This is a genomic window from Geomobilimonas luticola (assembly GCF_018476905.1).
GTDB classification, from domain to species: domain Bacteria; phylum Desulfobacterota; class Desulfuromonadia; order Geobacterales; family Geobacteraceae; genus Geomobilimonas; species Geomobilimonas luticola.
Genome location: NZ_JAHCVK010000001.1, coordinates 139639 through 151952 on the forward strand (window position 1 = coordinate 139639; position 12314 = coordinate 151952).

10 protein-coding genes are annotated in these 12314 nt (G+C 50.4%); 1 reads left to right on the forward strand and 9 read right to left on the reverse strand.

The window, feature by feature from the left end:
• Positions 1-18: 18 nt before the first annotated feature.
• The 4 genes from KI810_RS00640 to KI810_RS00655 are packed head-to-tail and all read right to left on the reverse strand — an operon-like array spanning position 19 to position 5622.
• Positions 19-411: a hypothetical protein gene (locus tag KI810_RS00640; RefSeq protein WP_214173559.1), complete on the reverse strand. Its 393-nt coding sequence runs from the start codon at positions 409-411 to the stop codon at positions 19-21.
• Complete coding sequence (locus tag KI810_RS00645; protein WP_214173560.1) at positions 408-1406, reverse strand: hypothetical protein; 999 nt, start codon at positions 1404-1406, stop codon at positions 408-410. The genes KI810_RS00640 and KI810_RS00645 overlap by 4 nt, the downstream gene beginning before the upstream one ends.
• A complete protein-coding gene (locus tag KI810_RS00650) occupies positions 1403-3442 on the reverse strand; it encodes a site-specific integrase (protein ID WP_214173561.1) in 2040 nt (679 codons plus the stop codon). Before KI810_RS00650 ends, KI810_RS00645 begins: the two co-directional genes overlap by 4 nt.
• Positions 3439-5622: a hypothetical protein gene (locus KI810_RS00655; protein ID WP_214173562.1), complete on the reverse strand. Its 2184-nt coding sequence runs from the start codon at positions 5620-5622 to the stop codon at positions 3439-3441. Before KI810_RS00655 ends, KI810_RS00650 begins: the two co-directional genes overlap by 4 nt.
• 174 nt (positions 5623-5796) lie before the next feature.
• Here KI810_RS00655 and KI810_RS00660 point away from each other — a divergent pair, with 174 nt between their 5' ends.
• The gene (locus KI810_RS00660; RefSeq protein ID WP_214173563.1) at positions 5797-6561 is read left to right on the forward strand and encodes a hypothetical protein; all 765 of its coding nucleotides are present in this window, start codon (positions 5797-5799) and stop codon (positions 6559-6561) included.
• Between the two features lie 84 nt (positions 6562-6645).
• Here KI810_RS00660 and KI810_RS00665 read toward each other — a convergent pair whose 3' ends face one another.
• The 5 genes from KI810_RS00665 to KI810_RS00685 all read right to left on the reverse strand — a co-directional run bounded on the left by KI810_RS00665 (position 6646) and on the right by KI810_RS00685 (position 12072).
• On the reverse strand, positions 6646-7362 hold the full coding sequence (locus KI810_RS00665) for a M48 family metalloprotease (RefSeq protein ID WP_214173564.1): 717 nt from the start codon (positions 7360-7362) through the stop codon (positions 6646-6648).
• A gap of 145 nt (positions 7363-7507) precedes the next feature.
• Positions 7508-7879 carry a hypothetical protein gene (locus KI810_RS00670; RefSeq protein WP_214173565.1) on the reverse strand — a complete coding sequence of 124 codons (372 nt, stop codon included), beginning with the start codon at positions 7877-7879 and terminating at the stop codon, positions 7508-7510.
• Between the two features lie 453 nt (positions 7880-8332).
• A complete protein-coding gene (locus tag KI810_RS00675) occupies positions 8333-9694 on the reverse strand; it encodes a DEAD/DEAH box helicase (protein ID WP_214173566.1) in 1362 nt (453 codons plus the stop codon).
• A gap of 306 nt (positions 9695-10000) precedes the next feature.
• Positions 10001-11173 (reverse strand): sensor histidine kinase, encoded by a 1173-nt coding sequence (locus tag KI810_RS00680; RefSeq protein ID WP_214173567.1) that lies wholly within the window; start codon positions 11171-11173, stop codon positions 10001-10003.
• Positions 11174-11274: 101 nt separating this feature from the next.
• Positions 11275-12072 (reverse strand): DNA-binding protein, encoded by a 798-nt coding sequence (locus KI810_RS00685; RefSeq protein ID WP_214173568.1) that lies wholly within the window; start codon positions 12070-12072, stop codon positions 11275-11277.
• Positions 12073-12314 lie beyond the last annotated feature (242 nt).

Below are 12314 nucleotides of genomic sequence, written 5' to 3' on the forward strand. Positions count from 1 at the left end.
CACACTAACGCATGACTCTTAAGATCCTTTCGCAACTGCCTCTATCTGCTGCTGATAGGTATTTAGCTCATCTCTAGCCTGCGAAAGCGCCTCAATTAGAACAGAAAGGTCTGTCTCTATCTCTTCGACTTTGATTCCATCTCGACGTCCATTTGAAAGGGGGGTGCCGCCAAGCACACCCTTACTCCGCAGCCTGCTTTCAAGAACAATAAGATGTTCTTTGACTACAGGGTTTTGACGCAAAACACTCCTGCTGAATCCGCATGCTGCCAGCACTTTCGATCTGGAAATCTTTTTACCGTCTAGTGTCACATACTCAGACCAGCTATTCTCTTGGTCAGTCCGAGCAATGAAGTCCCTAAAAACATCGGCATTGGCCTTGCCCTTGTCTCTGCCTGAGCAACCAATCATGTATTTACTCCGAAGAGCTCTATAGCATTAAAACCTTCAGTAAGAGAGACTTCCTCAAACCTCTCTCCGATTTGCTTGATCAATTCTTCACTGACCAGGTAATTGCGCTTCTTTCTGTTGCTGTCAGCATTTCGCTTAAGGCACTCCTCGATTCCGGTCATCACTCGTATGCACACAATCCTGCAATTGGGAGCAATGCTCCTTATCCTGCCAAGGAAAAGTTGGCGAATATCTCGCGTGTGCCCCGTACCATCAATATAAAGTGGTCTGGATATCGGCATTCGCCTGTGGTCGCGGATGATGTTTGATTTGCCGGCAGCGAAGTTGCCACATAGCAGGTACACAATTCCCGGACCCGTTTCGGGATCGGCAAAGAGATGGTCCAGCATGTTCATTGCTTCAAGATTGTGCCGAAAAAGGTCATCATACTCAAGAGAGGGCCGGTTATCCTGATAGATGTTGATGGTTGAGGCAGGCGGCTGAAAAGAGGCTATAGCGGCGCCAGCCCCTGCGGTTGCCTTTAACTCTCGATTTTGGTTCTTCAAGCTTTCAACCATTTTCTTAAGTTCTTCGACTTGCGCGGCAAGGTGCGCTTGCTTTTTCCTAGTGTTTGGAGCTTCGTCAGCGATCTCCTTGTAAGTGTGCACCTGCTCTACGAGCTTAATTATCGCCCGCACCGAATCTAACCTAAACTCCTCAAGGTCCTTCAAGGCTTTGTTCACATCGTCTTTGAGTTTATGCAGTCTCAGTGATTCCTTCGAGCTCTCTGAGATCTTTACAACACCAACAGTGACGTCTGGTGAAGCTTTCCCCTTGACAGTGTCTCTGAATTTTACCCAGTCCGGCTTTTGTTGATTAATAGTCGAACGGGCTATACCGGCATTTTCTGCGATCGCAGTAATAGTCGGCTTTTCGCCTTTGAGACGTAAATCATTATACGCAGCGTACGCATTATCGAGCAGTTTGTCGTGGGTTTTCACAGTATTCTTGCTCATACTGCCACCACGTAGAAATCTGGGTAGGTTGCGGCCACTTCTTGGCGGCCAAGTATCTCTTCAAGCCTCATCAATCCGTCAGTTACGAATCTTTGAGAAAACTTACGCTGTTTTTCACTGCAATTTTCGTTTTGCATAAGCTGTCGATGGAAGCGGATATCATTTGACAAATGTGGTACAGATTTTTCGGTAAAAATGGCATTCTCGCAGCTGACGACATTACATGTGCATGAGTTGGGCGTAAAGTTAATAAGCGGCTGGCCTCGGTCTGTACAGATAACCCCAAGCACACACCGGTGCAGCAACCTCTCGCCGCACTCCAGTAGCGAGTCTATATACTGATTGAGTGACTCGCCGTTATCGTTGAGCTGCGAATAATAGGTATCTTCAGAAGCTTTCAAAATCTCTGCAGAATGAACACCGCCAATCTTGTGACACAGAGCCGCCTGATATACCTCCTTAAATAGCTCTTTTTCCTGTTCCTTGAGAGTTTCTTTCAGCTCCTCATCCATCCCGGGCAGTTCAACTATGTATTTCAGTGTCATCGCCAGACTACTGTGTGAGAAAAGACGCTTTATCAAAATGAGATTTTCTGGATTATGATAGACGGCAAACATGGCCAATGATTTTCGAAACTGGTGGGTTGTGGGGGAACTTGATAGTTCGAGCGGCTTACAGAACTTCCTGATAATTCCATTATCAGAGATAGCAATTGGAATTCTGCCGAACCCCAGCAAAATTCTGACCGCCAACAGGTCAGTATTTGCAGCAAGGCGGGCTTTTTCGGTTAGTCGTTCGAGTATCTGGTATGCCTTAGCACCGATTTCAGGAAAGGGAATGGTAACAAGTTCCCCAACCCCACCTATAGAACCTTTGAATACCTCAAATGTTAATGCATAGTTCTTGTTTGATCCGGCTATAGGCCTGACCTTTCCGGCTTTAAGATTCACAAGCTCACTAACCCGCATACCGGTAACGAGTAGGATAATTATTCTGCATGCCGTGCGTAGATTCATTATGAGAACGCGAAAGTGTTTGTAAATTTCCTGTCGATCGATTTTGCAATAAGGGTCAATCTGTTCGACATCAATGTCCAGTTCGCCGGCAAGCCTAAGTATATCTGCCCGCTTCTGTTTCAGTAATTCATGGCAACTGCCTTTTGCGAATTCCCTGTGCAAAGGCCAATCTGGATGCGAAACAATAGCTTTTGCAATTGCGTACTGCGAGTCTTTGCTCACCTCGGACGTCAGTCTGAAAGAATCGACTTCCCAGAGCCCAGTTTCATTCCTTTCTCTGAGAGCATTGATAGTTTTCGGCCACGAAAATCCTAGCGCATTTTTGTCCTTTCCCGTCATGTAAAGCCAGTAGACATGATCATAAGCGTAAAGTATATCTTCGGCCTGCTCCTCAATGATTTTTATACAGTAAGGGACCAATACGGCGAGATCTTCAAGCGGCACTGGCAAAATCGAACCCTCTTCAGCCTGCTTCTGTCGCAGGGTACTTGAGGAGAGGTATTTAAGTTCGTCCTCATCAAATTCAACGCAAAACGCAGGTGGGAGCATTCCGGCTACTGAATGCTCATGCCATATCCGAGCGCTCTCTACGAGCTGTTTCTTCCTGTTTGCAGTCGGCGCACACTCTACCGCCTCTTCAATATCATCCAACGAAACGGCCATACCACCTGAAAATGACCCGTTCGCGGTATCAACAAACACATCCATTTCGTAGAGAAATTTTGCCAATACCATCAAAGAAGACTGAATGCCACGCGACGATGCCAACGTTGTGATACGGGATAATATCGCGTTTTGAGGTAAATGATGATACGTGAGTGCTTTGACAAACAACATGAGCGGCCAGCACTCGTCATCAGTTAACTTTACTCCGCCACCTAATTTTTTATCAAAGGAGAGGTCGTTTACATCTCCGATACGATTCATTCTTGAAAAACACCACATGTCATCAGAAAATGATGAAAATCCCGATACCCTTATGCTTTCCCACTGTTCAAAGGGTGTCTCAATGGATATCATGCACTCACCCTCATAATCTTGGGCAGCAGAACGTCACCTCTACTTGCCGCTAGTCGCGCCTCGTCGACCGACTGGCGGTCACTCCACCTGTCGAGAATGGCCTGCCATGCATCACATTCATCACCATAGTTGGCTATCCACTCTGATGACGGAATATCATTCTTCAATTCCTCAAGGTCCATTAAGCGCCTGGCGATGAATGGAAGAGTTTCGGCAAACACGACTGCTTGGCTACAAAGACAACACTTGTTAAAAAAGCTGCATTCTTGGTTTCTAAGGAAATCTCTGTATCCAGGCCATGTAGGATTTTTTGAGTCTGTGCACGCCAATATGTAGGTGTCGCTTTCGGGTGACATAAGTCGCGTTATGATCTGTTCTTCCAGCCCGGTTTCATCTGCCAATGCCTTGGTCAATCTTCTGCGTTCGACTTCTGAGGTAGCCCTGTTTATAGCATCGCGAAGATCTTTTAAGGTTTTAGACTCTACCACGCGAAGATTAAAATTACTGATATTGTCAATATAGAGATTTTGAATCTCAATGATGCGCTCATCAAAGATATCGTTACTTGAGTTATCAGAGAGATAATACTTGTCAGTTGTGCTCATGTTCTTATGCTTCAATGCACGCGTTATCTCCTGCACATTATGACCATACCGTTGCAGAAGGGTCGCATACCCATTACGAATACGGCGGTGATTTATTCCGCCACCTTTTGTCTCAACAATGCCCATTTCAAGTAAACTATGCCGCTCAATGAATCGTCGACTTGTATTACAAAGTTTTGTTATTACATCATGAAAGTTGTTTAAGACTTCTATCGTGGTTCCAGGCATGGCTTTGAAGACTACTGGCAAATATTGCCATAAACTGCCGTGGTTGTAATGTGGGCTGGATTTATACCGAGTGACGATTGACTCTACATATTGAAGAATCCCATATATACCAAAGCTACCATTTCGCATACACAGGATGGATTGAGTATCTTTTGTCCGTCCCTTATAGGAGTGCAGCATCACATACTTGTGAGGTTCATGCAGGCTCGGTGATGTGTGTTTGTCAAGGTCGTCACTGAAATTTACTACTGTTTCCAAGTTCAAACCTGAATAGATCAGTACATGGAGCAAAAAGGGATAAAGTGTGCATGGAGTAAAATGCATTGCGGCATGCAGCAATTCTTGACCTTGGCGAAATCTTAAAATATTGAATCGGGCAGGAAGATTATTCACACAGTATTTGAGGTACTGACCGACTCGATATCGCGATGATGTCCTTTGGCTCCAACGGTTCAACCTAGGCTCAACGCATTTATTCGGATTGAAAAAGCCTTCAGCTTCCCTCGCTGTCATGTTCAAAGGGTAGTCAGGATAATCGAGTTTGACTGCGGCAAGCGTCATGAGCAGAAACCTTTCAGCGACTTCTTCATTGACAGCACCCTTCGGCGGCGGTGGGCTATCGACAGTAATCCTTTCGCAATTATTGTCTATCGATTCATAGAATGAATGCAGTTTCTTGACCGCAGCAATATCAATAATGCAAGCATTTCGGAGAGCTGACATTTGAGCAATATTCAAACCTTGTGTACCCTCAGTCCTGCCATTAGAACTTATTCCTCGAACAGACTTGAACAATCTGCTGCCAACCGCCTGCTCACGGTGGTAGCGCTTAACGAGGGCATAGACCAATCGCTTTATACTGGCGAGGCGGAGCCGATTTACATGCCTTTTAGGAAAGACGTATAAGAGATAGATCCTGAAAGCATCATGAGTTAAAGTAGTAATGTCTGCAACACAGGTTATGGCTTTATCGTGAGGGAAATTCTTGTCATTCAGAAATTCAACGAATTCAATTATGGTATACCTACTGTTCGATGGAGGTCCGCATGATTGCAAAGGGTCTGCGATCAGCTGCATGCCGTGAACAAGCTGTTCAATAATCAATTTGCTGCAAGGATACCGCATATGCAGTTCTGTAAAATCGTATCGTAAAGTGTGCTTTTTCCCCTTGTCAGTTGACTCCAGCAACAGCAATTGCGGCACTTCTCTCGGAAATATAGCTCGCGCTGCAGCACGAGTCTTTGCCCCAGCCTCGTCAAGTTGAAGACCTACCTCACTCTGAGTTTCAAGTAGTTTCAGAGTTTTATCTCTCTTGCTATCAGTATATCTATCCAGATTCTTTGCCATTATCACTTCGTCTCTTCTCAATTCATGTGAAGCGTGTGGATAAGAATAACAAGCTCAAATATAGCAAAATGCAATTTTTGCTTGCTGAAATTGGTCTCCCGATCTTGCACCTAAAACAATACCTTGCAATGTTGGTAATTTCGGTTTTAATACAGTGCATCAGGAGCCAATATTATGGAAAATATATGTGTTGGGCTTTCAGTTGAAATGGTTCGGCTAGAAAATCTAAGTCGTCTCAGACGGATGACTTTAGCTCAGAATGGACTAAAACTCATAACTACCAATTGGTCCGTTGATTCTGACTTTGAACTATTTTACAGCAACGTAACATTAAATTTTAATACTGGCACAATGTGGAATATACGCAAATATACCAAATCATTTTTTAATCATTTAGAATTACTATCTAATATATATAATGTCAGTATAAACGAAGTTGCTAGACGTGCTATGGCTGCATATTTATACTATTTAGGACATACATATGTTATGAATGCCAAAAATGCCAAAAATTTAACTTATTGTGACAATAATAATATCAAGAAGGTCAGTGTCAAATTCAATGATATTGTTTTGGAGAGAGCTAGTGAATTATCACACAGATTAGGAATCCATGATATTGCTCGTCATGGATTAGACTTTATGGCAAGAATGGGTGTCCCCGAATCTGCAAACCTAGTTGCAGCCGCGGCTCGCGGCGATTTAAAAGTCACATTTTGCTTTAACCGTGAAAATAGGAAGAAAATTGACGTACTGCTGGATAGCAGCAACATACCAAAAAACAAGACCTATCACGCAACCGCTGCCGCCATACTTCGTATCGCCGTTGTTAGTTACCTTGATTACGTCCAAAAAAGGCTAACGGAATTTGAGTTTCGGGACCCGTCAATCCCGGTACATAATAAACTCCTCTCGGAAATTCTATTGAAAACCTTTTGAGAGTTAATGCAAAAATAGACATTTTCGAGTCGCAATTTACTAAAAAGTGCGAATCGAGACTTGTACAATGTGTGGACAAAATGATTAGAGGGTAGAAATGGACAAATTTGGTAGGGATGATGCTTTGAGCGCTTTATAGTCGAGCAGAGAAGGCCTCTCACTCATTGACTGTCCAGATTTACTAAACGGTATAAACCACATGTTGAAAAGTGGCTCGATGACGTAGGGAGAGAGGTACATGAGAAACAGGGAAACGATGGCAAAAAACCCCCAGACCCAGAGCCACCACCACGCCGGGCTCCAGCGGACCAGGACCAGCGCCCCCGCAGACAGCCCGCAGAGCAGGATTATGGTGATGGCTGTCCCTTTCAAAAGATCGGCTAACCAGAGACGAAGGGTGCTGGTGTTGAATCCGTAGCGGGCTTCGAGCCGGAAGGTCCGGTAGAGATCGAAGGGAATGTCGAGCAGGGTCTGGACGAGGGTTATCAGGAGGAAGAAGAGGACCCCGCCGGCAACGAACGAAGGGACAAGGGAGGCGACCCAGCGGTCGTAGAGGGGAAGCACCCCCCCGAACAGGAAGAGGAGCAGGAAGAGGTTATCATAGAGCGATTCCAGCAGCCCGACCCGACTCTGGTCCAGGGTATAGGCGACGGTCCGGCGCAACGTCTCGCCATCGAGGATCTCCTCGAAGCCGGAAGGAATCTGGTTGCCGTGGGCACGCAGATGCCGCAGGTTGAGGGTACGGAGGAGGTAACCACAGGCGGTGATCAACAGAAAGACACTCAGGAGGAAGACAGTCATGGCCGGCATCATACACGAAACGGCCTACGGCGCAAAGAGTGATTGTACGGGTTGATTGGGCAGAGCGGCAGGGGTGGGGGACAACGTTACGACTTCAGATGGGGAAAGGCATTCATGCGACCACAGGTCGTTTGCTGCAACGCGCTTAATCCGAGTCGTTGCTCCGGTTCTCCCGCGCCTCCACGAGCAACGCGGTTATTTTCTGGGCAAAGAGCGATTCAACGAGGGCCAGCATCAGCGAGACGGCTGCATAGACTGCCGTGACCTGTGACAGCCTTGGCGACACCTCAACAAGAGAGGTCCCTCCAACGACATTCGCCATCACGAGGGCAAGGACGGCAAAACTGAAATGCCGCTGCATCCAGAGCTTTTTGTCAGCCAGCAACACCAGGAGCGGCTCCCTCTCCCCTCCCTCCAGATGGTTCTGGAACGACAGCCAGTCGCCATAGATCCGCGGAAACGACAGGGAGAGCAGAATGACTGTTATCACGAGCATCATGGCCGACAAAAAATCCATGGCAACCTCCGGAACTTGCACACGTCATCGTTCTGTCCCCAAACTGCATAACAAAAGCCAGTTTTGCCACTCATTAAAATTATAATCCACTAAAACATAAAGTGCTGCAATTACGACGTGTTGGACAATTAAACATAATTCATATTAATATATGTTTAGGTCCGACTGAGTTCCCGGGTATTTGATCGGTACTATTGCGCCAAATAACTGTTAACCAGCAGGGTCCGCGCAATCGTCAACTGGCGAAACTACATGTATTATCACTTCATTATGCTTATTCAGCAAAATAACTGGAAATTCAATAGATACGTTAAATAGCCAAATAAGTAGTTGCAGTTCAGACAAGAACTCCATACGCCAACCGAAAACAGCCAACTTCGTAGTGTAGTAAATAAAAGAGCCCCCTTCCGAATGGGAGGGGGCTCTTGTGTGTCACGTCAGCTTGTGCGTGGGCTAGATGACCCGCCGGCCAGAACGGCCGGAACTGCTGCCCCGGTGCTCCACCACGACCGGCGCCTGTTCGCGGCGCGGGGCACCCCATTTTTTGATGCGGGATTTGCCGGCAGCCTCACCCTTTCCCTGCTCGCTACGCTGTCCGCCTGCGGAGAACTTGCCCGGCTTCCGGCCAGGACCGCGCGAATCGCTGCGGGGGCCATTGCCGGTCCGGGCGCGCAGGGGCCGGGTCGGTTCAAGGCCGGGAATTACGTGCTGGGGGAGTGACTTGCCGATGAAGCGCTCGATCTTCTCCAGGTAGTGGATTTCGTTGAGTGATGCAAAGGAGATGGCGATGCCGCTGGCGCCTGCCCGGCCGGTGCGGCCGATGCGATGGACGTAGTCTTCGGCGAATTTTGGCAGATCGAAGTTGATGACATGACTGATACCATTGACGTCAAGCCCCCGCGCCGCCACATCAGTGGCGATCAGCAACCGGACCTTGCCCCGCTTCATGTTGGTGATAGTGCGATTGCGAGCCCCCTGAGTCATGTCGCCATGAAGGGCGGCAACGGAATGTCCCTGGGCATGGAGTTCGCAGGCCAGCTGATCGGCTGCAACCTTGGTGGCGGAGAAGATGATCGCCCGGGTCAGGTCCACATCGGAGATGAGATGCTGGAGCAGGCGGTTCTTGTGCTGCAGACTGTCAGCCACGTGGAGCCGCTGCTCGATGGTATCGTGGGTGATCTGCTTCGGAGCGATCTCGATCCGCACCGGCTCGCGCAAAAGGCGCTGGGCCAGGCCTGCCATGGTCTTGTCCATGGTTGCCGTGAAGAGGAGGGTCTGACGGTCGGCGGGGGCGGCGGCGGCAATCCGGTCAACGTCCTCGCTGAAACCCATGTCGAGCATCCGGTCCGCCTCGTCGAGCACCAGCACCTCAAGACGGTTCAGGTTAATGCTCCCCCGCTCCAGGTGGTCGATGAGCCGACCCGGCGTTGCCACCACGATGTCGAGTGGCTGGGAGAGAAGGCGGAGCTGCTCACGATAGGGCATCCCGCCGAGGATGGCAGCGCTTCTGACGCGCATGAACTTGCCGTAGGTGCGGACCGCATCGGTAACCTGATTGGCCAGTTCGCGGGTCGGCGTCAGCACCAGTATCCGGGGCCCACGCCCCTTAAGCAAAGACGGCTCGGACAGGCGATTGAGGGCAGGGAGCACGAAGGCCGCCGTTTTGCCAGTACCCGTCTGAGCAGTGGCCATGAGGTCATGACCGGCAAGGGCCTTGGGAATGGCCTGCTCCTGGATCGGAGTGGGCTCGGTGTAACCGCAGGAGGTGATGGCCTTGAGAATGGCGGAAGAAAGCTGCAGATCTGCAAACGACATGGATATCCTTTTCATTGGCTGGCGGAGGCATGCGAGGGCCGTGGGACCAAACGGATGATCCACAGACGTAAACGGCGACAACACAGGGACGACCGACTTTGATTCATCGTCGCCAACCGTGTATCGTACGCTGTTTCAGGAGAGAGAGGCCGAAAACAGAGAGGGGGGTTAGTGAGCGATGCAGCAGGGGCGGCATGGTGACTGCAAGCCGCCGGGCTGGAACAAGCAAGCTTTGTACTATAGATGTATTTTTTTACGATTGCAAGCTTTTTATTCTTGAGGTGCCGCCGAAACGCCCAGTCCTGCTCATCGGGACAGGGAATGCTCCTTCGGAAGGGTGAGGCAAAAGACAGTACCATCGGGCTCGTGGCTGGAAAAATGCACCTTCCCTCCCAGGTAGCGCTCGCCGAACAGCTTGATGCTGTACGTGCCGATCCCGCGCCCCACCTCGGCCTTGGTACTGAAAGAACGCTGGAATATCTGCAGCTGCGTCTCCCGGGGGATGACTCCAGGGTTATGCACACAGAGCGATATGGTAGAAGGTCCCGTCTCCGCGGAAATCGTCACGGTCTCCCCCGCTTCGGTCGCCTCCAGCGCATTCTTCACCATATTGCCGAGAATCCTTCGCAGGATAGCCCTGTCACTGACGATGTGACATTCCGGCACCGCTCCGAGCAGCAGACTCCTCCCCGATGCAATGTCATGGTTGACATAGAGGGCCTGGATCTCACGCAACAGCTCCGGCACCGACAGGGCCTTGAGGGTCGGGCGAAACTCCCCTTTTTCCGCCGCCACCAGTGCCTGCTGGTGGGTTATCTCATCCACCAGTTGCTGCGCCAGGTTCACCATCCAGTGACGGTATTCCCCATCCTGCTCGGGGGTGAGGATGTCCCCCCGGGCAAGAACTTCGGCGAGGCCTCGAATGCCGCCGGCAGTATTGATGATGTCATGGAAAAAGACCCGTTCCAGCACATCGCGCCGCTTATCGGCGCTGATGTCCCGCATCGAAAATACGGTCAACCGCATGTCCCCGACCTGCACGGGAGTCGCCGTCACCTCCAGGTCGAGGCTGGCGGCCCTCTCGGCATCCATGGTAATCCGGCACTCCTGGGTCGAGGAATGAGCCTGCTGCTGGCTATGAAGAATTGCCATTACCGCGCCGCAACCGGCACAATGTTTCCCCGTCCCGCACCCCCCCGGACCGTCTCCCGCATGGATGCAGTTGATCGCTTCTCCTGGCCGCTTGCCGATCAAGGCATCCGGGTCGTCTATGCCGAAGGCGGCCAACAGCCGGCCATTGACCGCCAGCACCTGCCGCTCCTCGTTGAGAACAACGCCATAGGCAGGCATCGTTTCCAGGATAAGCGAGATGGTCTCTTCCACGAGTATCCTGGACCGGGCACTCTGCACCTCTTCAGGGAGAGCCCTCCGTACCGGAGCAAACGGAATTGCTGCCGTTTCGTCAGCAGTAATATGCATCTACAGCTCCTGTCATGCTTCTTCCGGGAGTTCCCCGGAGTGGCCCAGGCGTTCCGGCGCTCCGCCGGCAGGAAGAAGAAAACGTCGCTACGGAAAACCGACTATTTCTGAATTTTCGCCTCTTCCACAATGACATCGTACTTGTAGCCGCTGCCAAAATCCTTGTCCTTGTAAAGGGTCCCCTGCATGGTCACCACATCCCCCACGGCAGGCAGGTCCTGGGAAGTAACCACAAGGTTGTTGGTCCCCTTTTTCTGGCTACCGCTACCGTCCTGCAGATGGATCCAGTTTTTCCCCATGATGCCGCCCGAAACCTTGACGACCTTTCCCCGCACCACAACCTTCTTCCTGTCCAGTTTCGCCTTGTTCTTGTAGATATCGCCTACGGTATACGCATTGGCACCGGCAGCTTTCTCCACCTTGACCGTCCCAGCCTGTGCGACTATCGCCCCTTTACTCCCGGGAGATTTCTCGCCGGCATCCAGATCAGCGTCCTGCTTGTCCAGCGGGCTGTTGCAGAAAACAATCCGGTCGAAGCTCCGCTTGAGGGTCTTGCTGGTGAAGTTCCCCATCTCCGTACCCGACGGGCAGCTCACCTCCTGGCCGACCTTTACGCGGGTTTCCGGCACTGCGACCCAGGTCTTCTTCCCGCTGCTCTCCAGATTGATGTAGGTATATCCGCCGCTGTTCATGGTTTCGACGATCTTCCCCGAAACGGCGCCATCCCCTTTGCCTTCCGGAGCGGGGTTACCCGCCTGCGGAGGTGCAACGGGCGTCTGTCCGGCGGTAGCCGGATGTGGGGTTGTTGTCCCGGTCGACATATTGCCGTCGGCCGCTCCCCCCAGAGTGGGCAGGACCAGCATCCAGGCAATAGCGCTAGATTGTACGAACTTTTTCATTGCATGACTCCCGTAAAAACAATGTGATGTAGTGCCGCCACCATCGTTGATGTGGCCTTACGAGACTACCTTTTTTTCAATAAATGTACAAGCATGATTGGCGTATGACGAGCCGCTTTGCCTCCTGATGTCACGGGAAGAGTCCATCCGGAATTGTGTAATGGGACGTATGCTCTTCCCCTGGACACCACTGGTGATTAATCAGGCAGCGAAACGGGCAAAACCGACGTCGCGACAGCCGA